Below are 24,600 nucleotides of genomic sequence, written 5' to 3' on the forward strand. Positions count from 1 at the left end.
GATGATCGGATGAGTTTTTTAAATAACAGTATTATTTATCATATTGCAATTATTTTATATGCTTGTAGCATTAGTTTATATTTTATAGATTATTTCCAAAGTAACCGAAAGGCGAACCGATTTGCTTTTTGGTTACTTTCGATTGTGTGGGTTCTGCATTCTATTTTTATGTTGCTTAGAGCTACAGATTCAGAAACGAACCCTCTTTTAACTTTATTATCAGGGATTTATTTTTATGTTTGGCTATTGATTACGATGTCTTTAGTCATTAATCGATTTATGAGAATCGATTTTTTAGTCTTTTTTACAAATGTTGTCGCATTTGGCGTAAGCGCTTTTTCTATTTTTACACCGCTCGGAAAGATGTCGCCGGTACTTGCAGAGCAATTAGTTTCAGAACTTGTATACGTACATGTCGGTATGGCTATTATTTCTTATGCAACTTTCACTGTATCGTTCATTTTTTCTATTATGTATTTATTGCAATATCGCCTATTAAAAAAGAAAAAATGGAATGCGAGATTAAGAAGGTTAGGAAATTTACCGAAGCTAGAATCAATGTCTTACGGATTAAATTTATTTTCCGTTCCATTTTTCTTACTAGCTATTTTATTAGGATGCATATGGGGATATACAAAATTGGACAATTTCCATTGGTATGATACGAAAGTAATCGGGTCTTTTGTCGTTTTATTTGTATATTGTGCGGGTCTTTACCTACGAGCGGCAGATGTGTTGCAAGGGAAGAAAATCGTACAGTGGAACATCGGAGCATTTCTCGTAATGCTAATTAATATTTTTCTATTAAGCAGTTTATCCAACTTCCACTTTTGGTATTTATAATGAGGAGAGAAAATTATGCGCAAAATTATTGTAGGGTCACGAAAGAGTAAATTAGCATTAACGCAAACAAATTGGTTTATTGATCAGTTAAAAGCACTAGGTTTACCATATGAATTTGAAGTGAAAGAAATCGTCACAAAAGGTGATGTTATTTTAGATGTTACTCTTTCGAAAGTAGGCGGAAAAGGCTTGTTTGTGAAAGAGATTGAACATGCGTTGCTTACGAAAGAAATTGATATGGCTGTACATAGTATGAAAGATATGCCGGCCGTACTTCCAGAAGGATTAATGATTGGTTGTATACCGAAGCGTGTTGACCCTCGTGATGCTTTTATCTCAAAAAACGGAGCGTCGTTTAATGAGTTAGCAGAAGGCGCTATTTTAGGTACAAGTAGTTTAAGACGTAGTGCACAATTGTTAGCTGCGAGACCAGATTTACAAGTGAAGTGGATTCGCGGAAATATCGATACACGTTTACGTAAATTAAAAGAAGAAGATTACGATGCTATCATTTTAGCGACAGCTGGATTACAGAGAATGGGCTGGGATAATGAAGTTATTACAGAGCATTTAGATGAGACGTTATGTGTACCTGCTGTAGGGCAAGGTGCATTAGCGATTGAGTGTCGTGAAGATGATCAGGATTTACTACAGTTGTTAGCGCATATGAATGATGCAGTAACAGAAAAAACAGTGGCAGCAGAACGAGTATTCCTTCATAAACTTGAAGGTGGATGCCAAGTTCCAATCGCTGGATATGCAACTCTTACAGAAAACGATGCAATCGAATTAACAGCTCTTGTCGGATCTATGGACGGTTCTGTTTTATTGAAAGAGACAGTAGTAGGAACGAATCCAGAGGAAGTAGGATTAGAGGCTGCGGACCGTTTAATTAAACAAGGCGCAAAAGAACTAATTCTTGCTGCAAATAAGGAGCAACAATAAATATGAACGCTCTCGCTGGCAAAACGGTATTGATTACACGTGCCCAGCATCAAGCAAAACAAATGAGTGTAGCGGTGAAAGAAAAGAGCGGAATTCCATTGGAAATTCCGCTTTTGCGTATGGAAGGTATGTCTCATAGGCAAATTCAACATATAGCAGGGCAGCTGCATTCGTATGACTGGGTTATTTTTACGAGTAAAAATGGCGTAGCTTTTTTTCTAGATCGTTTGAGAAAGAAGCTACCTGTAACGATGAAAATTGCTGCAGTAGGTGTGAAAACAAAGTTAGAGTTAGAAAAGCGAGGCTATGAAGTGGACTTTGTTCCAACTTCATTTGTGGCAGAAGTATTTGCAGAAGAGTTTGTAAAAAGATTAATTGGGAACGAATGCATTTTATTTCCGAAAGGGAATTTAGCAAGAGATGTAATCCCAGCTGCACTTCGCGGAATAGGTGTTTCTCTAGATGAGCTCATTGTATATGGTACGAAAGAAAATGTAGAGAAAAAGAGAGAGCTTATAGAAGCTTTAGAAGTAGGGAAAGTAGACATTATTACATTTACGAGCCCTTCAACTGTTACTAGTTTTGTTCATTTACTTGAGGGTACAAACTGGAGAGAATGGACAAAAAAATGTACAATTGCTTGTATAGGGCCTATTACGGAAAAAGAGGCGAGCCTTTATTTTCCGCATATTATTATGCCGAAAGAGTACACTGTAGAAGCATTACTACAATGCATTAGTGAGTCTATAAAGTGAAACTTTAATTAGTGGGTCTTACTGCCCGTAATAGCGGGATAAAATAAAAGAATGGGGATAGAAATCTATGAACTCTTTACAATTTAATCGTCATCGTCGCTTAAGACAAAGTGGTAATATGCGTGCGCTTGTACGTGAAACGTTTTTACATACGGAAGATTTTATTTACCCTATTTTTGTATTAGAAGGAGAAAATGTTCGTAATGAAGTGCCTTCTATGCCAGGCGTATATCAAATGTCTTTAGATTTGTTGCAAGCTGAAATGCAAGAAGTTGTTGATTTAGGTATTCGCTCTGTTATTGTATTCGGTTTACCTGCTGAAAAAGATGAAGTTGGATCATCAGCATATTGTGATCATGGAATTGTGCAACGTGCAATTCAGCAAATTAAAGGTGAATTCCCTGACCTAGTAGTAGTTGCGGATACATGTTTATGTCAATTCACAAGCCATGGTCATTGCGGGGTAATTGAAGATGGTATTATTTTAAATGACGAGTCTCTTGCAGTTCTTGCAAAAACAGCTGTAAGTCAAGCGAAAGCAGGAGCGGACATTATTGCACCATCAAATATGATGGACGGATTTGTAACAGCAATTCGCCATGCATTAGATGAAAATGGTTTTGGACATGTACCAGTTATGTCGTACGCTGTGAAATATTCATCAGCATTTTACGGGCCATTCCGTGACGCAGCGCACGGTGCACCGCAATTTGGTGATCGTAAAACATATCAAATGGACCCAGCGAACCGTATGGAAGCATTCCGTGAAGCAGAATCAGATGTAATGGAAGGGGCAGATTTCTTAATTGTAAAGCCAGCTCTTTCTTATTTAGATATCGTTCGTGATGTGAAAAATAACTTTAATTTACCAGTCGTTGCTTATAACGTAAGTGGTGAGTATTCGATGATTAAAGCGGCAGCGCAAAATGGTTGGATTAATGAAAAAGAAGTTGTACTTGAAAAATTAATTAGTATGAAACGTGCAGGAGCAGATTTGATTATTACGTATCATGCGAAAGATGCAGCAAGATGGTTACAAGAAGGAGGCGCTAAATAATGAAAAAGTTTGATAAGTCGATTGCGGCATTTGAAGAGGCTCAAGATTTAATGCCTGGTGGCGTAAATAGCCCGGTTCGTGCCTTTAAGTCTGTTGGTATGAATCCGTTGTTTATGGAGCGCGGAAAAGGCTCTAAAGTATATGATATCGATGGAAATGAATACATCGATTACGTATTATCATGGGGTCCTTTAATTCATGGTCATGCAAATGATCGTGTTGTGGAAGCTTTAAAAGCTGTTGCTGAAAGAGGTACAAGCTTCGGTGCCCCAACGGAAATTGAAAATAAATTAGCGAGACTTGTTATTGAGCGCGTACCATCAATTGAGATTGTACGTATGGTTAACTCTGGAACAGAAGCGACAATGAGTGCGCTACGTTTAGCTCGTGGTTATACAGGCCGTAACAAAATTTTGAAATTTATCGGTTGTTACCACGGTCATGGTGACTCGTTATTAATTAAAGCGGGTTCTGGTGTAGCGACGCTAGGTTTACCAGATAGCCCTGGTGTACCAGAAGGTGTAGCGAAAAATACGATTACTGTAGCGTATAACGATTTAGAAAGTGTGAAATACGCTTTCGAACAATTCGGTGATGATATTGCTTGTGTCATTGTAGAACCAGTAGCAGGAAATATGGGTGTTGTTCCTCCGCAACCAGGATTTTTAGAAGGTCTTCGTGAAGTAACAGAGCAAAATGGTGCATTGCTTATTTTTGATGAAGTTATGACAGGATTCCGAGTTGCTTATAATTGCGGACAAGGTTATTACGGTGTAACACCTGATTTAACTTGTTTAGGTAAAGTAATCGGAGGTGGATTACCGGTAGGAGCATACGGTGGTAAAGCAGAAATTATGCGCCAAGTTGCACCGAGCGGACCGATTTATCAAGCAGGTACTTTATCAGGTAACCCACTAGCCATGGCAGCAGGTTATGAAACGTTAGTACAGTTAACGCCAGAATCGTATGTAGAATTCGAGCGTAAAGCTGAAATGTTAGAAGCTGGCTTACGTAAAGCGGCTGAAAAACATGGCATTCCGCACCATATTAATCGTGCGGGTTCTATGATTGGTATCTTCTTTACAGATGAACCAGTTATTAATTACGATGCAGCAAAATCTTCAAACTTAGAATTCTTTGCGGCTTACTATCGTGAAATGGTAGAACAAGGTGTATTTTTACCGCCATCCCAATTCGAAGGTTTATTCTTATCGACAGCACATAGTGATGCAGATATTGAGGCGACAATTGCAGCGGCTGAAATTGCAATGTCAAAATTAAAAGCTTAATTGAATAAAGAAAATCGCTCTCCATAAGGGGAGCGATTTTTTTTATTCATAAAGTCAGCATTCCGTACATAAATCTGTAATGACATATAGTTTGGGAGGGGGAAAAGAAGTGGCAACAGATCATTCATTACGTTTTTCATTAAAAGAATCTGTTTGGTTCCAAAAAGGACAGGAAGTCGAAGAACTTTTGTCAATTTCGTTAGATCCAGACGTTGAGATAGAAGAGCTTGATCATGAGGTTATTGTGAGAGGGCAATTAGATTTAACGGGAGAGTATGTTGCACGGCAAGATGATTCAGATTATTCATTAAGAGATCTATCGCCTGCTAAGTCCATTGATTATGTAGAAACAAGAGAAGATGGGGTTAATGAACTTGTTCATTCCTTTCCGCTTGAAATATCAATCCCAAGAAACCGTGTGAAAGTAATTGAAGAACTATATGTATCTATCGAGGAATTTGATTATGAACTGAAGGAAAATGGTTGCTTACAATTATTAGCGGATATATCTATTACAGGTTTATGTGATGAAGAAAGAATTGAGGATGAAGAGGAAGAAACGGCGTATGCTGAGTTAGAGGATGATTCAGCTCAAGAGTATGAAACTAGACCGACGCCGCAAGTCGAAGAGCCAGCCTATAAGGAATCAGATGAGTGGGAAGATTACGCATTTGAACCGTTCCAACTAGAAGAAAGAAAAGAGCAGGAAGTAGAAGAAGAGGAAATAGAAGAACATGAATTTGTAGAGCGTGAAGAGGAGAAAGAAACAACGCCACAATTTGAATTGTTCGGACGAAAAGATTTCAAGAAAGAACAAGCGAAAAAACAAGAAGTACAAGAAGAGGAAACGTATTCACAGCGCGATGAAAATGCGCTTTATTTAACGAAATTATTTACGAAAGAACCGGAAGAAGAATTTACAAAGTTACGAATGTATTTTGTGCAAGAAGGAGATACGATCGAATCTGTTGCAGAACGTTATGAAACATCTGTACAAAACTTATACCGTGTCAATCAAACAGAAGATATATATTTAACTACAGGACAAATTATTTATATTCCTGTTTCAAGAGCAAAAACGAAATAAGTGAGTGGTTTCACTCACTTATTTTTCTAAAGGCTATGTTTTGAATAGAAAGGGTTATTCGTATGGATATGGAATTACGAAATCGCTATGAACCCATTGTAAGGCAATATAAATTGGATACGCAGCATATGGAAGAGCACGGAAGTGTAACGAAAATTTATACGAATCAAGGTCCATATGCGCTCAAGAAAATAGAAGGCAGGAAGTTAGAGCGGAATAACTTTTTGCACCATATTCAATATTTGAAAGAGAAAGGTTTCTCAAATTATGTACCTATATACCATGCGACGGATGGAAATTATATTTTAAGTGATGGTACGTATAACTATTATTTAATGCCGTGGTTAGAACGTGCGGAAGGAAACGGCGAAGATAATGATCAATACCATAAAATGTTTCAGACTCTCGGAACGTTGCATCAAAAAACGGTAAAAGAAGAAACGTATACTGAAGAAGATTTAGAGAAACATTATACGAATATATCCGATCGCTGGGAAAACGATGGTGAGATGTTAGAAGAGTTTCTTGTAGAATCGGAAGCGAAATGGTATATGTCTCCGTTTGAATTGCAATATTGTACGTACTATCATCATGTAATGAGAGCCCGTGAGTTTGCAACGAAGCAATTAAAAGAGTGGAACGACGCGATGAAAGAAAAAGACAAAACACGTATTACTTTTGTGCATGGCAACGTATCACTTAATCATTTTTTATTTGATTATGAACGGAATGGCTATTTTATTAGTTTAGAAAAATCGAAGTTTGCAACACCAGTGCAAGATATTGTAGGGTTCTATTCTCGGTCGTTAAACACATATCCAATTGCGCGAAGTGATCGGTTTGAATGGTATCAAATGTATCAAAAAAATTTCCCTTTTACGAAAGAAGAGCAACTACTCATGTTTGCGTATATGACGTATCCATCGCAATTTATTCGGCAAATCCAGTCTTATAAAAAAAGAAGAGAGAGCCGTAATGAGGAAAATGAACTTCTCGGAGTAAAGAGTTTGCAACAAGCACATTGGCTCGTTAGCAATATAGAATATTTCCTTTCGCAACTACAAGCTGCCCAGCAAGGGAACGGGTAAAAAGATAAGTAGCATTCTCTACTTATCTTTTTTGTGCTTCAAAAAATTCGTAGTCTTAAATTTATCTTGACGAATAAGGTTTCGTTTTTTACACTATTGTATATAATAATTAACAATCATATAAATGCCTTGAAGGGGAAGAGTATAACAAGAAACGTCTTCAGAGAGGAGAATCATTAGCTGGGAGATTCTCTAGATAGTTATGTTAGAAGGTAGCCCTGGAGCATCTTTTCTGAACGGAATAGTTCTTATTAGGAAAAGACGGATTTGTCCGTTATCAAATTAAGAGTATAAGCAAATTCTGAATTTGTTTGTAAATAAAGGTGGTACCGCGATGTCCCTCGTCCTTTTTTGGATGAGGGGCATTTTTTATTTTAAGGAGGGAAAATAATGTCAAACATGGAAAAAAATTTACCAACTAAATATGATCATATGTCCGTTGAAGAAGGCCTTTATCAGTGGTGGCTAGAAGGCAAATATTTTGAAGCAACAGGAGACGAGAAGAAACAACCGTATACAATTGTAATTCCACCTCCGAACGTAACTGGTAAGTTACACTTAGGTCACGCTTGGGATACAACTCTTCAAGATATTTTAACTCGTACGAAGCGTATGCAAGGTTACGATGTATTATGGCTTCCAGGAATGGACCATGCGGGTATCGCAACACAAGCGAAAGTAGAAGGAAAACTTCGTGAAGAAGGTATTTCACGTTACGATCTTGGCCGTGAGAAATTTCTTGAAAAAGCTTGGGAGTGGAAAGAAGAATACGCTTCTCACATTCGTCAACAATGGGGAAAAGTTGGTTTAGGACTAGACTATTCTCGTGAACGTTTCACATTAGACGAAGGTTTATCTGATGCGGTTAATAAAGTATTCGTTCAATTATACGAAAAAGGCTTAATTTACCGTGGTGAATATATTATCAACTGGGATCCAGCAACACGCACAGCTCTTTCTGATATTGAAGTAATTCATAAAGAAGTTCAAGGTGCATTCTACCATATGAACTATCCGTTAACAGATGGTTCTGGTCATATTCGTCTTGCAACAACTCGTCCAGAAACGATGCTTGGTGATACAGCAGTAGCGGTTCATCCAGAAGACGATCGTTACAAGCATTTAATCGGAAAAACAGTTACACTTCCAATCGTAGGCCGTGAGATTCCGATTATTGCTGACGAGTATGTAGAAAAAGATTTCGGAACAGGTGTTGTAAAAATTACACCAGCCCATGACCCAAATGACTTTGAAGTAGGTAACCGTCATGACTTACCACGTATCTTAGTAATGAACGAAGATGGATCGATGAACGAAAAAGCTGGTAAGTATAACGGCATGGATCGTTTCGAATGCCGTAAAGCTTTAGTAAAAGATTTACAAGAAGCGGGCGTATTAGTAGAAATCGAGCCTCATATGCATTCAGTAGGTCATAGTGAGCGTAGTGGTGCAGTTGTTGAGCCTTATTTATCAACACAATGGTTCGTAAAAATGGCTCCACTTGCTGAGAAGGCAGTAGCACTTCAGCAAAAAGAAGAAGAGAAAGTAACGTTCGTACCAGAGCGTTTCGAAAACACATATTTACGTTGGATGGAAAACATTCACGACTGGTGTATCTCTCGTCAATTATGGTGGGGACACCGCATTCCAGCTTGGTATCATAAAGAAACTGGTGAAGTATACGTAGGTACAGAAGCACCAGCAGATATTGAAAACTGGAATCAAGATAACGACGTACTTGATACATGGTTCAGCTCAGCACTATGGCCATTCTCAACACTTGGTTGGCCAAATGAAGATGCAGCAGATTTCAAACGTTACTATTCAACAGATGCACTAGTAACGGGTTATGACATCATCTTCTTCTGGGTATCTCGTATGATTTTCCAAGGTTTAGAGTTTACAGGCGAGCGTCCATTTAAAGATGTATTAATTCACGGTTTAGTTCGTGATGAGCAAGGACGTAAAATGAGTAAATCTCTTGGTAACGGTATTGACCCAATGGAAGTTATCGAGAAGTACGGTGCAGATGCAATGCGCTTCTTCTTATCAACGGGAAGTGCACCAGGTCAAGACTTACGTTTCAGCATGGAAAAAGTAGAATCTACTTGGAACTTCATTAATAAAATTTGGAATGCATCACGTTTCGTATTAATGAACATGGATGATATGAAGTATGAAGAAATCGATTTAACTGGTGAAAAATCAGTTGCAGACAAGTGGATTTTAACTCGCTTAAATGAAACGATCGAAAGCGTAACACGTAACATGGATAAATATGAGTTCGGTGAAGCAGGTCGTTCATTATACAACTTCATTTGGGATGATTTCTGTGACTGGTACATCGAGATGGCGAAACTTCCTCTATACGGTGAAGATGAAGCAGCTAAGAAAACAACTCGTTCTATTTTAGCTTACGTATTAGACCAAACAATGCGTCTATTACACCCATTCATGCCATTCGTAACAGAGAAGATTTGGCAACATTTACCGCACGAAGGCGAATCTATTACAGTAGCAGCGTGGCCAACAGTTCGCGAAGATTTACAAGATACAGAAGCTGCAGCAGAAATGCACCTTCTAGTTGATATCATTCGCTCTGTTCGTAACATCCGTGCAGAAGTTAATACGCCAATGAGCAAAAAAGTTCAAATGCAAATTAAAGCAAAAGACGAGGCTGTACTTGCTCAACTTACGAAAAACAGCTCTTACATTGAGCGTTTCTGTAACCCAAGCGAATTAACAATTCAAACGGACTTACAAGCGCCAGAAAAAGCAATGACTGCAATCGTAACAGGTGCAGAGTTATTCTTACCGTTAGCTGATCTTATCAATCTTGATGAAGAGAGAGCGCGTCTTGAGAAAGAGCTTGAGAAGTTCGACAAAGAAGTAGAACGTGTACAGAAGAAACTTTCAAACCAAGGTTTCGTAGCAAAAGCTCCTGCAGCAGTTATTGAAGGAGAGCGTGCGAAAGAGCAAGATTACCTAGAAAAACGCGAAGCAGTTCGCCAACGTCTAGCAGATCTGGAGAAATAAAATGCTTTTTAGAGACTCACTATATTGGTGAGTCTCTTTTCTTTGCGTATAATAGGGGTATGAAGGTTGTCTTTTGAAAGGGGAAAGCATACGTGATACATACATACGAAGAAGCGATAGGGTGGATTCATAGCCGATTGAAGTTTGGTATTAAACCAGGATTAGAAAGAATGAGATGGATGCTAGAAGAACTAGAAAATCCAGAACGTCACATAAAATGTGTTCATCTTGCTGGTACAAATGGAAAAGGTTCAACGTTAACATATATGCGCTACATGTTAGAAGACGCAAAATATAAGGTAGGGACATTTACCTCCCCTTATATTGAGACATTTAACGAACGCATTAGTGTGAACGGCACACCAATTGCAGATGAAGAGATTACTGAACTTGTAAAGATGGTAAAGCCAGTCGTTGAAAAACTAGATGAGACAGATTTAGGGGAAGCGACCGAGTTTGAAATTATTACTGTTATGGCAATTTGTTATTTCGGTAAAGTTAATTTCTGTGATGTTGTTTTATTTGAAACAGGGCTTGGAGGGCGCTTTGATTCTACGAATGTGATTCATCCTGTTCTTACGATTATTACAAATATAGGCCATGATCATATGCATATTTTAGGTAATACACTAGGAGAAATTGCATATGAAAAGGCGGGAATTATTAAGTCTGGCGTTCCGGTTATTACTGGTGTGCAAGATGAGGAAGCGTTGCAAGTCATTCAAAAGGTTGCAAAGGAAAATCATGCAAACTTATATGAGATGGGCAATCATTTTACAGTGTTACATAAACAGTCTAGTGAAGATGGAGAACAATTTGATTTCACTTGTCCTTTCGTCTTTTTTGAAGATGTGCGAATCACAATGAAAGGCAGCCATCAAGTAGGGAACGCAGCACTTGCACTTATGGCAGTCATGTATGTAAAAACATATTTATCATTTTTTATTGAGGAAGAAGAAATAAGAACGGGATTACAGGAAGCGTATTGGGTTGGGCGCTTTGAAAAATTGCAAAGTAATCCAGATATTATTATAGATGGTGCTCATAACCCAGAAGGTATTGAAAGCCTTGTAAAAACGGTAGAATCACATTACAAAGATAAAAATGTAATAGTTTTATTTACTGCTCTTGGTGATAAACAATTGCATAATATGGTAGGTCAATTAGAAACCATCGCCGATGAAATTGTTTTTACAACATTCGCCTTTGATCGCGCGATTTCAGCAGGCGAGCTTGCGTCGTATTCAAAGAAAGAATCAAAGGTAGTTTTTGAAAATTGGAAAGAAGCAATTGATAAGAAGATTGAAATGATTGGAGAAAATGATGTTTTTATTATAACAGGTTCTCTTTACTTCATTTCGGAAGTTCGAAAATATATTCGCGAGAAAAACTAGATAGTCTTTGCTATCTAGTTTTTTGTTCTACAAATGAAGTCAAATGCATACATATAAGATAAATATATAGGGTTATTTGGCGAATTCCTCTGACAAATATCTCGTTTTTTTGTGAAATGAATATGGTATGATGCGGACAACGATAAGAGGTGAGGTGTGAGTGTATGGACAAGCAATCACGAACGATCTCAGTGAAAGTGAATGGAACAGAAGCGAAGTATGAGGAGAAGAAGAAAGATGAATTTGAATGGATGGTAGTAGAGAGTGAAAGACCGAAAAACGTTGTTCCATTTCAAAAAGCGAAAGTAATGTCTACGAAAAAAAAACGAAAGCAGTGGAGCAATACGTTAATTGCAATTGTTGCAACTGCGATTATTATTGGTACGGCGTTTGGGATCGGGATGCTACAGTTACTGAAAGGACAAGGTGCGACAGGTGGAAACGAAGTAACAGCTTCAAAGCAGGTGCAAAATGAAGAATCAAAGGCGGGTGGAACGGCAGAACAAACACCAGTACCAAAAGAGGAAAAACAAAAAGCGCAGACAGGAACGTCATTAAATCCAATGAAATTATTTTTTGTTCAAGGAGGGGTTTATTCTTCTGAAGAAAAGGGACAGGCCGCTCTTGAAGAGTGGAAAGGTAATGGAGGCGTTGCAGCTTTAAAACCGAGCGGTGATAAGTATGCATTAGTTGTTGGTATTGCTAGCGATGAACAAGGCGTAAACCAATTAGTGACGCAGTATAAAAATGATAATGTTTCCGTATTGAAAAAGGACTGGGATATAACAGATAAAGCGTTACTGAAAGATAATAAAGAAGTTGGGTCGTTTTTAACAAAAGTACAGCCATTATATACTCATTTAGCAAAATATGCTTCTAGCGTACAAGGTAGTGGGAAAAGTGATGCGAAAGATATAGGTGCGATTGAAAAAGAGTGGAAAGCGATTGAAAAAGAAGGGAAAAGTATGAAGCAAGAAGAAGCAAAGAAATTGTATATGTATACGTCAGTAGCTGTGCAAACAGTGAAGGATGGAAAAGGTGATAAGGAATCTTTGGCGAAATTAAATCAAGTTATTATTGACGGTATGCTTTCATATGAAAAAATTGTATCACAAAAGGCGAAATGATAGGATAATGAAATGACGAGGGAAGAAGTATAGGTACTTCTTTCTTTTCTTTTGAATTTAGAGCAAAGTGCTTTCTCTATGGCAGGAATATAATCGTATGCTAGTAAAGAAATATTATTTTGTTTAGAGAAAATAATATTTCTTTCATTTGTGGACAAACTATTCCTTTGATACGATTGATGTAAATGATTCGGCTTCATGTGAGAAAGGAAGGAGAAAATATGAGAAAAATTATTTTAGCTTCAGGATCACCTCGCAGGAAGGAATTACTTGAGTTAGCGGGTGTACCATTTGAAATCATTGTAAGTGAAGTAGAAGAAACGATTGGTGCGTATTCCTCACCTTCTGATATTGTTATGTCCCTTGCTCTGCAAAAAGCATCTGCAGTAGCAGAAAATAACGGTGATTATATTGTGTTAGGTGCAGACACAATTGTTACATATGAATCGCGTATTCTTGGAAAGCCCTCTAATGAGGCGGAAGCGAAAGAAATGTTGCAATTATTATCAGGGAAAACACATGAAGTGTATACGGGTGTTGCAATTATATCAAAAAACAAAACGGTCACTTTTTACGAGCGTACAGAAGTTACGTTTTGGGAATTAACAGAAGAAGAAATTGACGCATACGTTGCATCAAAAGAGCCTCTTGATAAAGCTGGAAGTTATGGTATTCAAGGTAAAGGGGCTATTTTTGTTCAACATATTCAAGGGGACTACTATAGTGTAGTCGGGTTACCCATTGCACGTCTTGTTCGGGAATTAAAACAATTTGATACTGATATAACCCATGCGTAAAATTGCATGGGATTTTCTTTGAGAGAACAAATAAAAGGGGTGGAAAAATGAACGGTATTCGTGATGTTGTTAAAGAAGAACAGCCACGGGAGCGTTTATTGTTAGAAGGAGCTGGAAGTTTATCGAATCGGGAGCTTCTTGCAGTGTTACTCAGAACAGGTTCTAAGGAAGAAACAGTTTTAAAGTTATCAGATAAAATTCTACATCATTTTGACGGTTTACGTATGTTGAAAGATGCAACGTTAGAGGAGCTTGTCAGTATACATGGTGTTGGGGTTGCGAAGGCGACCCAGCTTATAGCTGCGTTTGAACTCGGTAGAAGAATGGTGCGTTTAGAATATCAAAATAGATATAGCATTCGAAGCCCAGAAGATTGCGCGAGATATATGATGGAAGAAATGCGCTTTCTGCAGCAGGAGCATTTTGTATGTTTATATTTGAACACAAAAAATCAAGTTATACATAGGCAAACCATTTTCATTGGAAGCTTAAACACATCAATTGTACATCCAAGGGAAGTGTTTAAAGAAGCGTTCCGCCGTGCAGCAGCCTCTATCATATGTCTTCATAATCATCCCTCAGGAGACCCCACGCCGAGCCGAGAAGATATTGAAGTAACAAAACGCTTAGTAGAATGCGGCCGGATTATCGGAATTGAAGTGCTTGACCATATTATAATAGGCGACCATAAATTCGTGAGTTTAAAGGAAAAAGGTCATATTTAAGACTATGCTTTTTACTTATTTTGTTTTATAATGTGATTTATGAGTTTTTTGTAGAAATTTATCTACAAAAAGGATAAAGATATAAAAAACGTACTGTTTTTATAATATAAAGTAAGAAAAAATGAGTCCGTGAAAACAAGAAAGGAAGATAAATAATATGTTTGGATTTGGTGGCTTTACTCGCGATCTTGGAATAGACTTAGGAACTGCGAACACGCTTGTATATGTAAAAGGAAAAGGTGTAGTTTTACGTGAACCTTCAGTAGTAGCGTTACAAACTGATACGAAACAAATCGTTGCTGTAGGTAGCGATGCAAAACAAATGATTGGTCGTACACCAGGAAACGTTGTGGCACTTCGCCCGATGAAAGACGGTGTAATTGCTGATTACGAAACGACAGCAACAATGATGAAATATTACATTCAACAAGCTCAAAAATCAAATGGATTCTTCTCACGTAAGCCTTACGTAATGGTATGTGTACCTTCTGGTATTACAGCTGTAGAAAGACGTGCAGTAATCGATGCGACTCGTCAAGCGGGCGCACGTGATGCTTATCCAATCGAAGAACCATTTGCAGCAGCAATTGGTGCAAACTTACCTGTTTGGGAACCAACTGGTAGTATGGTTGTTGATATCGGTGGCGGTACAACAGAAGTTGCAATTATTTCTTTAGGTGGTATTGTAACAAGTCAATCAGTTCGTGTTGCTGGTGATGATATGGACGATTCAATCATTCAGTACATTAAGAAAAGCTATAACTTAATGATTGGTGAAAGAACAGCTGAAGCATTAAAATTAGAAATCGGTTCTGCAGGCGAACCAGAAGGTATCGAGCCTATGGAAATTCGCGGTCGTGATTTAGTAAGTGGCTTACCAAAAACAGTACTAATTCAACCAGAAGAAATTGCAGATGCATTAAAAGATACAGTAGATGCAATTGTAGAATCTGTTAAAAATACGTTAGAGAAAACTCCACCTGAATTAGCGGCAGATATTATGGACCGTGGTATCGTATTAACAGGTGGCGGAGCATTACTACGTAATTTAGATAAAGTGATTAGTGAAGAAACAAATATGCCAGTTCTTGTTGCAGAAGACCCATTAGATTGCGTAGCAATTGGAACGGGTAAAGCATTAGACAATATCGATCTTTTCAAAACTGCTGCTCGATAATATTGCAAAATAAAAATCAATGAAATTAAGAGGGTGTGAACGTGCCACAGTTTTTCTTAAACAAAAGATTAATTGTTTTGTTAGTTAGTATTATTCTTCTCGTGGCATTGATTGGAATCTCATTGAAAGAACGGAACAGTTTAACATGGCCAGAGCAGTTTGTGAAAGACACTGTCGGTGTTGTAGAACGTGTATTCCAAAAGCCAGCGAAATACGTAGCTGGATTCTTCGAAAATGTAGAGGATGTAAAGCGCACGTATGAAGAGAATAAAGAATTAAAAGCAAAATTAGATAATTATGCAGGTCTATCAGGGAAAGTAAAACAATTAGAAGATGACAACAAGAAGTTACAAGAGTTAACGGGTAAAAAAGAGTTGAATAGCCAATATACTGAAATTCCAGCTACTGTCGTTTCTCGTAACCCGGATAAATGGTACGATTTAGTTGGAATTGATAAAGGGGCACAGCAAGGAATTAAAAAAGATATGGCTGTAGTAACTTCACAAGGTTTAGTTGGACGAGTGAAAAGTGTATCTCAGTTTACATCATCAGTAGAGTTGCTAAGCTCTATGAGCCGAACAAATCGTGTTTCTGCTATCGTACAAGGAAATGAGAAAATCTTTGGATTGATTGAAGGTTACGACAAAGAAAAGCACTTGCTTCTTTTTACAAAGATTGGCTCTGATGCAGATGTAAAACCCGATCAACTAGTAGTAACATCTGGACTCGGTGATATTTTCCCAAGAGGTCTTGTAATTGGAAAAATCGTTGATGTTCAGCCAGATCCATACGGTTTAACAAAAACAGCTTATGTAAAACCTGCCGCTGACTTGAATGACGTAGAGCATATTATGGTTGCGAAACGTGCAACGCCTTCAGCGCCATTAGAATAGGAGGGGGAGAAGAGATGATGAAGATTCTAAAAAGAGCAGCTCTTCCTCTTTTGCTCCTTTTTGTTTTTCTATTTGAAAATATGTTTGCTACTATTGTTCCAACAGCAGTTTTTTGGAAAAACAGTATAGCAGCACCTCATTTCTTTATAATTGTATTATGTTTTGTTACTGTGTACTATAGTCCGGTCCAAGGGATTTACTACGGACTATTATTTGGGTTCTTATTTGATACCGTATACACAGAACTTGTCGGTATATATATATTTGCGTATCCGATTTTAGCTTATTTAGTTTATAGTGTGATGAAGATATTACAATTGAATTTGTTTATTGTTGCTTCTATCGTACTAGCTAGCATAGTAGCATTAGAGTATTATGTGTATGGATTTTTAACTTTGTTAGGACGTACTCATATGTCGGCGTATGTCTTTTTCACAGATCGTCTCCTGTCTACTTTATTGCTAAATGCAATTTTCTTATTGATAGTTTGTTTCCCACTGAGACGATATTTAGTGCGTCTTTCAAAAGCGATGGAAGAAAAAGAAAAAAGGATTTTCTAATTTTATGTCGAATTGAATCGGTGGGGTGAACTTTAGTGGAAGAAAAAAAGCAACAAAATGTAATAATAAAGGGGACAAAAGACGGAATAACACTTCATTTAGATGATTGTTGTTCATTCTCTGAGTTACTGAAAGAACTGGATGAAAAGCTTTCTACACATTACTATGATGGTGATGGGCGCTCTTTAATTGAAGTGCATGTGAAAGTGGGAAATCGTTATTTAACAGAAGTCCAACAAGAAGAGATTCGTACGTTAATTCGTAATAAAAAGAATCTTGTTGTGGATTCAATTGAAAGTGATGTTATAACGAAAGCGGAAGCAATAGCTTGGAAAGAAGAAACAGAAATTGTCCCTATTTCCAAAATTGTTCGCTCTGGACAAGTTTTACATGTAAAAGGAAATTTATTGTTAATTGGAGATGTTAATCCAGGCGGAACGGTTATCGCTGGGGGGAATATTTTTGTCGTAGGATCATTAAGAGGAATTGCACATGCTGGGTATTATGGGGATTCGGATGCTGTAATCGCTGCATCTGTTATGAACCCGATGCAACTTCGAATTAGTGATGTGGCAATGCGGGCTCCGGAAGAGAAAGAAGACGGAGCGGAGGCGGCAGAATGTGCGTATATTAATGAGAACAATCACATTGTTGTCGATCGACTGCAACTTCTCACTCATCTTAGACCTAATTTAACAAAGTTAGAAAGGGGAATTGTATAGCTGTGGGAGAGGCAATAGTAATTACATCTGGAAAAGGCGGTGTAGGTAAAACTACAACGTCTGCGAACATTGGTACAGCCCTAGCGTTATCTGGAAAGAAAGTGTGCTTAATTGACACAGATATCGGTCTTCGCAACTTAGACGTAGTAATGGGGCTGGAAAATCGTATTGTATTTGATCTTGTTGATGTCGTTGAAGGGCGTTGTCGTTTACCTCAGGCTCTTATTAAAGATAAACGTTTTGATGATCTTTATTTATTACCTGCAGCACAAACGAGTGATAAATCAGCGGTAACACCTGAACAAATGGATGAATTAATACAAGTATTACGTCAAGATTATGATTACATATTAATTGATTGTCCTGCAGGGATTGAGCAGGGATTTAAAAACGCGGTAGCTGGTGCGGATAAAGCAATTGTTGTTACGACGCCAGAAGTATCCTCAATGCGCGATGCGGATCGTATCATCGGGCTTTTAGAAAAAGAGGATATTGAACCACCGAAACTTGTTATTAATCGTGTGCGTAGTCATATGCTTCATGAACAGGATATGTTAGATGTTGATGAAATCGTACGTACATTGTCAATCGAGCTTCTTGGTGTTGTCGAAGATGATGATGAAGTTATTCGTGCTACAAATACAGGTGAACCTGTAGCGTTGCAACCGAGTGGAAAAGCAGCGTTAGCTTATCGTAATATTGCAAGACGTTTGTTGGGCGAGAATGTCCCATTACAAGCATTTGAACAAGAAAAGGTATCGGTATTTACAAAGGTGAAAAACTTCTTTGGAATCCGTTAAAAGCACTTCGCATATTTGCGGAGTGCTTTCTTTTTTCTTCACACGAATATCTTCCTTTCCTAGCTCATACATATGTACAAACTGTATACAACTGTTTCTATTTAAATTAGCTTAATGAAGGAAAGGAGACAGTATGAAGAATAGACGTGTAGAAGAAATTAAAAAACGGATTGCGAAAAGGAAGGCAGAGCAAGAAAGGATGGAGGAAGATCAGTATTTCGCTGGAGGGAATTTTGATAATGAAACAGTATTTATTGAGGATGGAGAAAAGGAAATTCATCCTTTATTTCGAAAAGAAGTGTTTTTCTTCAAAGTTTTATTATCAGCAATATTAGTTCTTTCTATCGCTATTTTATATAAGAATGCACCCTCTTCTTTTGACGGTGCTAAAGCTGTTACAGAAAAAGTGATGAAAGAAGAGTTTCAGTTTGCTACTGTAGCGAAATGGTACGAAAAGCAGTTTGGAAAACCTCTCTTATTTTATTCGCCAAATGAGAAAAAAGAAGGAACGATTCAGCAAAAAGATTATGCAATTCCTGCTTCCGGAAAGGTAATGCAGGGGTTTCAAAAAAATGGCCAAGGTGTATTTGTCCAAACAGCTACAAATGCAACTGTTGAGTCAGTAAATGAAGGGCTAGTTGTTTTTGCAGGCAAGAAGGAGGAACTTGGTAATACAGTTCAAATTCAGCATGCAGACGGCACGGAGTCATGGTATGCAAACTTAAATGATATGTCAGTGAAATTATATGATTACGTTTCAAAGAAACAAAAAATTGGGACGGTAAATAATGATGCAAATAATAAAAATGGTAAGTTTTATTTTGCTATAAAAAAGAATGAAAAATTTATTGATCCGATTCAGGTGATTTCGTTTGATTAAATATAGAGATGTTTTAACGAAAATTTCAGTGCATCCGTTATTTTGGGTTATTATTGTCATTGGTATTTTTACGGCTCGTTTTAAAGAGTTGCTACTGTTATTTTGTATCGTTCTCATTCATGAACTTGGGCATGCTTTTGCAGCGGCACATTATAATTGGCGTATTAAAAAGATTGAACTTTTACCGTTTGGTGGTGTAGCTGAGCTCGAGGAACATGGAAATAAATCATTGAAAGAAGAACTTGTCGTCGTAATTGCAGGACCTATTCAACACATTTGGATGATGGTAGTAGGTTATATGTTGTTTGAAGCTGGTTGGCTTCATGCGGATTTATATTATTTCTTTATGTGGAATAATATAATTATTTTAGCGTTTAATTTACTGCCTATTTGGCCGCTTGATGGTGGGAAAGTATTGTTTAACGTATTATCATATCGTTTTCCTTATTTACAGGCACATGAAAAGATGATGAAATTATCATGTGTTTTTTTTAGTGTAATACTAGTGTGGCAGTTACTTTGGAATAGTAACAATATTATGATGTGGGTGTTACTCATATTTTTAGCGGTGTCGTTATATCAAGAGTGGAAACAAAGACGGTATGCCTTTATGCGTTTTTTATTAGAACGTTATTACGGGAACAAAAGAGGAATTGAAAAGATCGCACCTATTGAAGTGCAATCAGAAGATCATTTATATAAGATATTCACAAAATTTCGTAGAGGGTATAAGCACTCTATAATCGTCCGTGGAAAATATAAAGAGCATTACACATTGGATGAAAATGAACTGCTCTATGCGTATTTTACTGAAAAACGAACAACTTCATCTGTCGAAGAATTAATCGGTTAGTGTTGACGATAGCACTAACCTTTTATTATTGTAAAAGCAAAGATGATTATAAAGTGAGGAAAGAATTTTGAAAACGTTATATATGAACTACGCTGGATCGGAAAAACGCGTTGCAATTGAAGAGAAGAAAAAAATTGTTGAGTTTTTATGGAAGCGAAATGAAGAACAAGAGATTGTTGGGCACATTTATGTTGGACGTATCGTAAGAACGATTGCTGGAATGAACGCAGCTTTTGTAAATATTGGTTTAGAAAAACATGCGTATCTTTCATACGATGATGTACCGTCTTCTTATCGTATACATGAAGGGCAAGCGGTACTCGTACAAGTTGTGAAAGAGGCAATTGATACGAAAGGACCGAAATTGACAGCGAATATAGAATTTACCGGGAAATATGTCGTTTATATGCCGTATGATGAAATGCGTGCGGTTTCTCGGAAAATAAAAGATAATAAAAGAAGGCAACAACTACTCCAAATTGAAGTAGAAGGGACAGGTGGATACATATTCCGCTCTGCTTCTGAAAAAGGAGAAATTGAAGAAATACAAGCTGAAATGCAAAAGTTACAGCAGTTATATGAAGAGTTAAAAAGAAAAGAGGGGCAAGGAAAGGCACCGTTATTACTTCATCGACCGGCCACCTTTTTAGATCGCGTATTTCAAGAAAATCCAATTGAAACGATTGAAAAAGTAGTTGTAGATACAAGAAGTATAGTAAAAGAATTAGAAGAAAAAATTGGGGAAGAAAAAGTATCTTATTATAATGAAAAATCTTCAATGTTTAGCCATTTTGGAATAGAGCGTGAAATCGAGAAAGCACTTCAAAAGATAGTGTGGCTTCCGAATGGTGCGTATTTAATTGTGGAACAAATGGAGACGATGACTGTAATTGATGTGAATACAGGCAAGTTTACTGGAAAACAGAATTTACAAGATACAGTCCTTTGTACAAATGAATTGGCAGCTGAAGAGATTGCACGTCAATTAAGACTGCGTGATATCGGTGGTATGATATTAATTGATTTCATTAATATGAAAAGAAGAGAAGATAAAGAAAAGATAAGAGAATGTCTCATCGCTGCTATGCAAAATGATCGCACATATACAAGAGTGCTTGGGTTTACAGAGTTAGGGATTTTAGAGATGACACGTAAACGTAAAAAACATTCTTTACGCGACGTACTACTAGAAGAGTGTGTACCGTGCAAAGCGACGGGTTATGTGATGTCATATGAAACAATTGCGTATGAGTTAGAGAGAGAGTTAATTACATATGGCAATATAGAAGATGAGGCTGTATTAATCGCTGCACCTAAAGAACTGCAAAAACAATTTTTGCAAAAAGAATTACAAAAAAATATTCCATTTGAAATTTATTTCAAAGATGATATGATCGAAAAGTACGCTATTATCCGTTTTGGAAGTAAAACAGAAATTATAGAACGGAAAAAATAGTTAGTAGAAGTTTCATTGACAATAGTCAATGAATTATGGTAACATCTTTATGTTATAGTTTATAGCACCTAAACGGCTATATGCTACAACCGCACAAGACAGGTTCCTTAAAGGCATGTATGTCTACCTCGTTTTTGGCGAGTCTTAGTAATTAAGAGGAGGTGCAAGTATGTACGCAATTATCGAAACAGGTGGAAAACAAATCAAAGTTGAAGCTGGTCAAGAAATCTACATTGAAAAATTAGATGTTGAAGCTGGTGAAACTGTTACTTTTGACAAAGTTCTTTTCGTTGGTGGAGAAAACGTGAAAGTTGGTAGCCCAGTTGTAGAAGGTGCAACAGTTACTGCGAAAGTTGAGAAACACGGTCGCGCTAAGAAAATCATCGTTTTCAAATACAAAGCGAAAAAGAACAATCGTAAGAAACAAGGTCATCGTCAACCTTACACTAAGCTAGTTGTTGAAGCTATCAACGCTTAATTCTGGTTAACATGATTAAAATTACGATAAGTCGCACGAAATTAGGAAGTATCCAATCATTTAAAATGACTGGACATGCCGATTATGCGCCACATGGACAAGACCTTGTCTGTGCTGGAACTACAGCGGTTGTGTTTGGTTCCATAAATGCTGTGGAAGAACTTTGTAATGTGCAGGCAACTATTGAACTCGGAAGTGATGGCGGATTCTTAACGTATGAATTGCCTAATGATTTAGACGTTCATACAATGGAAAAAGCACAGATACTTTTAGAAGGATTGGTTGTTTCGCTTAAGACGATCGAACTTGATTACGGAAAGTATATCCGTTTAATAGAAAAAGTGCAGGAGGTGTAACGTATGTTAAGATTAGATCTTCAGTTTTTCGCATCTAAGAAAGGTGTAGGTAGTACAAAGAACGGTCGTGACTCTCAGTCAAAACGTCTTGGTGCTAAACGCGCAGATGGTCAAACGGTTTCAGGTGGTTCAATTCTTTACCGTCAACGCGGTACAAAAATTTATCCAGGTGTTAACGTTGGTCGTGGTGGCGATGACACTTTATACGCGAAAGTTGACGGCGTAGTACGCTTCGAGCGTCTTGGCCGTGACCGCAAACAAGTGAGCGTATATCCTGTTGCTCAAGAAGCATAAGAACTCACGGAAAACTCTAACCTGAGTGCAGGTTAGAGTTTTTCTATATTAAGGGGTATCTAAATGAATGAAAAATGGACAATTATAGATGCATTGCGCCATTCAAGACATGATTGGCTCAATCGTATGCAGATGGTGAAAGGAAACCTTTCCCTTGGAAAAGTGGAAGAAATTCATAGTCTCATCGATCGTTTTGTCCAAGAAGCGAGACAAGAATCCAATCTGATGGGGCTATCAATGCCTTTATTTTCAGAGTGGATTTTAACATATAATTGGAAACAGCAGCCGTGCTTATTGGAGTACGAAGTATTAGGGAAATTACATAACTTATCTCACTTAGATGAGACTGTATGTACATGGACGAATCAATTTTTCTCAATGCTTCAGCATAGTTTAGACGTATATGTTGAAAATTATGTTTGTATCACAATTGAATGTGACGCGGAGAATGCTCGTTTCTTTTTTGATTTTCGTGGTAAGCTAACGAGTGTAGAAGAACTACAGAATTGGCTTGCGAACCAAAACAATAAATGGTATTCCATTTCTTATACAGTAAGAGACGAAGAAGTCTCAGTTATATTACAACCAATTGAAAAAAGTGTGGTGAAATAATGTTTGTAGATCAGGTCAAGATATATGTAAAAGGCGGCGACGGTGGTAACGGAATGGTTGCGTATCGTCGTGAGAAGTATGTTCCAAAAGGTGGCCCAGCAGGTGGCGACGGTGGTAAAGGTGCAGATGTTGTTTTCGTTGTTGAGGAAGGCTTACGTACATTAATGGACTTCCGCTACCAACGTCATTTCAAAGCTGATCGCGGTCAGCACGGAATGAGTAAAGGGCAGCACGGACGTAAATCTGAAGATTTACTTGTAAAGGTTCCGCCAGGAACAGTAGTAAAAGATGAAAAAACTGGTCAAATTCTTGCCGATTTAGTAACGCATGGACAAACTGCTGTAATTGCAAAAGGTGGCCGTGGTGGTCGTGGTAACTCACGTTTCGCAACAGCTACGAATCCAGCACCAGAAATCGCTGAGAACGGGGAACCAGGTCAAGAGCGTGATGTCATTCTAGAACTTAAAGTACTAGCAGACGTTGGACTTGTTGGATTCCCAAGTGTAGGTAAATCTACATTATTATCTGTCGTATCATCAGCACGTCCGAAAATTGCAGAGTATCACTTCACAACAATCGTTCCAAATCTTGGTGTTGTTGAAACTGGTGATAACCGCAGCTTCGTTATGGCTGACCTTCCTGGACTAATTGAAGGTGCACATGCCGGCGTCGGACTTGGACACCAATTCTTACGTCATATCGAGCGTACACGTGTAATCGTGCATGTTGTTGATATGTCTGGTTTAGAAGGCCGTGATCCATATGAAGATTATGTAACGATTAATAATGAATTAAAAGAATACAATCTTCGCTTAACGGAGCGTCCACAAGTTGTTGTTGCAAACAAAATGGATATGCCAGATGCAGAAGAAAACTTACAAGCATTTAAAGAGAAAGTGGGAGACGAAGTAAAAATCTTCCCAATCTCAGCTGTAACGAAACAAGGGGTTCGTGACTTACTGTTTGAAGTAGCGAACTTAATAGAAACAACACCAGAATTCCCAATACATGAAGTTGTAGATGAGTCTGATACAAGTGTAATGTACAAACTTGACACTGAAGGTGTTAAATTTGAAATTACACGTGAAAGTGATGGCACGTTTGTTATCTCTGGTTACGATATCGAGAAAACATTCAAGATGACAGACTTCTCACGTGATGAATCTGTACGTCGTTTCGCTCGTCAAATGCGCGGAATGGGTATTGATGAAGCTCTTCGTGCACGTGGTGCGAAAGACGGAGATATTGTAAAAATTCTTGAATATGAATTTGAATTTATCGACTAAGACTGCCGAAATATGGCAGTCTTTTTTTATCCCACTTTAATGGGCAGTAAGACCCCTACCTCAAAATTAAGCGGAAGCAAAGAAGTTAGG

25 protein-coding genes and 2 other annotated features are annotated in these 24,600 nt (G+C 37.7%); all 25 genes read left to right on the forward strand.

Going from position 1 to position 24,600, the window contains the following annotated elements:
- Nucleotides 1-9: 9 nt before the first annotated feature.
- Nucleotides 10-843, forward strand: a complete 834-nt coding sequence (locus COL05_RS17065) for a cytochrome C assembly family protein (RefSeq protein WP_000008996.1) — start codon at nucleotides 10-12, stop codon at nucleotides 841-843.
- 15 nt (nucleotides 844-858) lie between these two features.
- The gene (gene hemC, locus COL05_RS17070) at nucleotides 859-1,788 is read left to right on the forward strand and encodes a hydroxymethylbilane synthase (RefSeq protein ID WP_098669478.1); all 930 of its coding nucleotides are present in this window, start codon (nucleotides 859-861) and stop codon (nucleotides 1,786-1,788) included.
- A gap of 2 nt (nucleotides 1,789-1,790) precedes the next feature.
- Complete coding sequence (gene hemD, locus COL05_RS17075) at nucleotides 1,791-2,543, forward strand: uroporphyrinogen-III synthase (protein WP_098669479.1); 753 nt, start codon at nucleotides 1,791-1,793, stop codon at nucleotides 2,541-2,543.
- Nucleotides 2,544-2,610: 67 nt separating this feature from the next.
- Nucleotides 2,611-3,600 carry a porphobilinogen synthase gene (gene hemB, locus COL05_RS17080; RefSeq protein ID WP_001087078.1) on the forward strand — a complete coding sequence of 330 codons (990 nt, stop codon included), beginning with the start codon at nucleotides 2,611-2,613 and terminating at the stop codon, nucleotides 3,598-3,600.
- Nucleotides 3,600-4,889, forward strand: coding sequence for a glutamate-1-semialdehyde 2,1-aminomutase (gene hemL / locus COL05_RS17085; RefSeq protein ID WP_098669480.1), 1,290 nt, complete (start codon nucleotides 3,600-3,602; stop codon nucleotides 4,887-4,889). Before hemB ends, hemL begins: the two co-directional genes overlap by 1 nt.
- A gap of 109 nt (nucleotides 4,890-4,998) precedes the next feature.
- Nucleotides 4,999-5,976: a stage VI sporulation protein D gene (gene spoVID / locus COL05_RS17090; RefSeq protein ID WP_098669481.1), complete on the forward strand. Its 978-nt coding sequence runs from the start codon at nucleotides 4,999-5,001 to the stop codon at nucleotides 5,974-5,976.
- A gap of 62 nt (nucleotides 5,977-6,038) precedes the next feature.
- Entirely contained in the window at nucleotides 6,039-7,064 is a 1,026-nt protein-coding gene (gene ysxE, locus COL05_RS17095) for a spore coat protein YsxE (protein ID WP_098669482.1), read from the forward strand.
- A gap of 120 nt (nucleotides 7,065-7,184) precedes the next feature.
- Nucleotides 7,185-7,416 (forward strand) — a binding site (T-box leader).
- Between the two features lie 38 nt (nucleotides 7,417-7,454).
- Nucleotides 7,455-10,100, forward strand: coding sequence for a valine--tRNA ligase (locus COL05_RS17100; protein WP_098669483.1), 2,646 nt, complete (start codon nucleotides 7,455-7,457; stop codon nucleotides 10,098-10,100).
- A gap of 92 nt (nucleotides 10,101-10,192) precedes the next feature.
- Nucleotides 10,193-11,494: a bifunctional folylpolyglutamate synthase/dihydrofolate synthase gene (locus COL05_RS17105; RefSeq protein WP_098669484.1), complete on the forward strand. Its 1,302-nt coding sequence runs from the start codon at nucleotides 10,193-10,195 to the stop codon at nucleotides 11,492-11,494.
- 164 nt (nucleotides 11,495-11,658) lie between these two features.
- Nucleotides 11,659-12,621 carry a stage II sporulation protein B gene (locus COL05_RS17110; RefSeq protein ID WP_098669485.1) on the forward strand — a complete coding sequence of 321 codons (963 nt, stop codon included), beginning with the start codon at nucleotides 11,659-11,661 and terminating at the stop codon, nucleotides 12,619-12,621.
- Nucleotides 12,622-12,842: 221 nt separating this feature from the next.
- Nucleotides 12,843-13,418: a Maf family protein gene (locus tag COL05_RS17120; protein ID WP_098669486.1), complete on the forward strand. Its 576-nt coding sequence runs from the start codon at nucleotides 12,843-12,845 to the stop codon at nucleotides 13,416-13,418.
- A gap of 47 nt (nucleotides 13,419-13,465) precedes the next feature.
- Complete coding sequence (gene radC, locus COL05_RS17125; RefSeq protein WP_087957065.1) at nucleotides 13,466-14,143, forward strand: DNA repair protein RadC; 678 nt, start codon at nucleotides 13,466-13,468, stop codon at nucleotides 14,141-14,143.
- A gap of 157 nt (nucleotides 14,144-14,300) precedes the next feature.
- Complete coding sequence (gene mreB, locus COL05_RS17130; protein WP_000466737.1) at nucleotides 14,301-15,320, forward strand: cell shape-determining protein MreB; 1,020 nt, start codon at nucleotides 14,301-14,303, stop codon at nucleotides 15,318-15,320.
- 41 nt (nucleotides 15,321-15,361) lie between these two features.
- Entirely contained in the window at nucleotides 15,362-16,213 is an 852-nt protein-coding gene (gene mreC / locus COL05_RS17135; protein WP_098669487.1) for a rod shape-determining protein MreC, read from the forward strand.
- 14 nt (nucleotides 16,214-16,227) lie between these two features.
- On the forward strand, nucleotides 16,228-16,773 hold the full coding sequence (gene mreD, locus COL05_RS17140; RefSeq protein WP_098669488.1) for a rod shape-determining protein MreD: 546 nt from the start codon (nucleotides 16,228-16,230) through the stop codon (nucleotides 16,771-16,773).
- Between the two features lie 35 nt (nucleotides 16,774-16,808).
- The gene (minC, locus tag COL05_RS17145) at nucleotides 16,809-17,495 is read left to right on the forward strand and encodes a septum site-determining protein MinC (protein ID WP_098669489.1); all 687 of its coding nucleotides are present in this window, start codon (nucleotides 16,809-16,811) and stop codon (nucleotides 17,493-17,495) included.
- A gap of 2 nt (nucleotides 17,496-17,497) precedes the next feature.
- Nucleotides 17,498-18,295, forward strand: a complete 798-nt coding sequence (gene minD / locus COL05_RS17150; protein WP_000503311.1) for a septum site-determining protein MinD — start codon at nucleotides 17,498-17,500, stop codon at nucleotides 18,293-18,295.
- Between the two features lie 133 nt (nucleotides 18,296-18,428).
- On the forward strand, nucleotides 18,429-19,175 hold the full coding sequence (gene spoIVFA, locus COL05_RS17155; RefSeq protein WP_098669490.1) for a stage IV sporulation protein SpoIVFA: 747 nt from the start codon (nucleotides 18,429-18,431) through the stop codon (nucleotides 19,173-19,175).
- The gene (gene spoIVFB / locus COL05_RS17160) at nucleotides 19,168-20,028 is read left to right on the forward strand and encodes a stage IV sporulation intramembrane metalloprotease SpoIVFB (RefSeq protein ID WP_098669491.1); all 861 of its coding nucleotides are present in this window, start codon (nucleotides 19,168-19,170) and stop codon (nucleotides 20,026-20,028) included. Before spoIVFA ends, spoIVFB begins: the two co-directional genes overlap by 8 nt.
- Before the next feature lie 67 nt (nucleotides 20,029-20,095).
- Nucleotides 20,096-21,484 carry an Rne/Rng family ribonuclease gene (locus tag COL05_RS17165; RefSeq protein WP_098669492.1) on the forward strand — a complete coding sequence of 463 codons (1,389 nt, stop codon included), beginning with the start codon at nucleotides 20,096-20,098 and terminating at the stop codon, nucleotides 21,482-21,484.
- Nucleotides 21,485-21,561: 77 nt separating this feature from the next.
- Nucleotides 21,562-21,639 (forward strand) — a sequence feature (ribosomal protein L21 leader region).
- Between the two features lie 14 nt (nucleotides 21,640-21,653).
- Nucleotides 21,654-21,962, forward strand: coding sequence for a 50S ribosomal protein L21 (gene rplU / locus COL05_RS17170; RefSeq protein WP_000270908.1), 309 nt, complete (start codon nucleotides 21,654-21,656; stop codon nucleotides 21,960-21,962).
- Between the two features lie 11 nt (nucleotides 21,963-21,973).
- Entirely contained in the window at nucleotides 21,974-22,318 is a 345-nt protein-coding gene (locus COL05_RS17175; RefSeq protein ID WP_098669493.1) for a ribosomal-processing cysteine protease Prp, read from the forward strand.
- Nucleotides 22,319-22,321: 3 nt separating this feature from the next.
- The gene (rpmA, locus tag COL05_RS17180; RefSeq protein ID WP_000944957.1) at nucleotides 22,322-22,612 is read left to right on the forward strand and encodes a 50S ribosomal protein L27; all 291 of its coding nucleotides are present in this window, start codon (nucleotides 22,322-22,324) and stop codon (nucleotides 22,610-22,612) included.
- A 63-nt stretch (nucleotides 22,613-22,675) separates the two neighbouring features.
- Complete coding sequence (locus COL05_RS17185) at nucleotides 22,676-23,224, forward strand: sporulation initiation phosphotransferase B (RefSeq protein ID WP_063224842.1); 549 nt, start codon at nucleotides 22,676-22,678, stop codon at nucleotides 23,222-23,224.
- Nucleotides 23,224-24,510: a GTPase ObgE gene (gene obgE / locus COL05_RS17190; protein WP_098669494.1), complete on the forward strand. Its 1,287-nt coding sequence runs from the start codon at nucleotides 23,224-23,226 to the stop codon at nucleotides 24,508-24,510. The genes COL05_RS17185 and obgE overlap by 1 nt, the downstream gene beginning before the upstream one ends.
- Nucleotides 24,511-24,600 lie beyond the last annotated feature (90 nt).

Origin of the sequence: Bacillus sp. AFS059628 (genome assembly GCF_002571225.1) — a bacterium.
Classification (GTDB): Bacteria; Bacillota; Bacilli; order Bacillales; family Bacillaceae_G; genus Bacillus_A.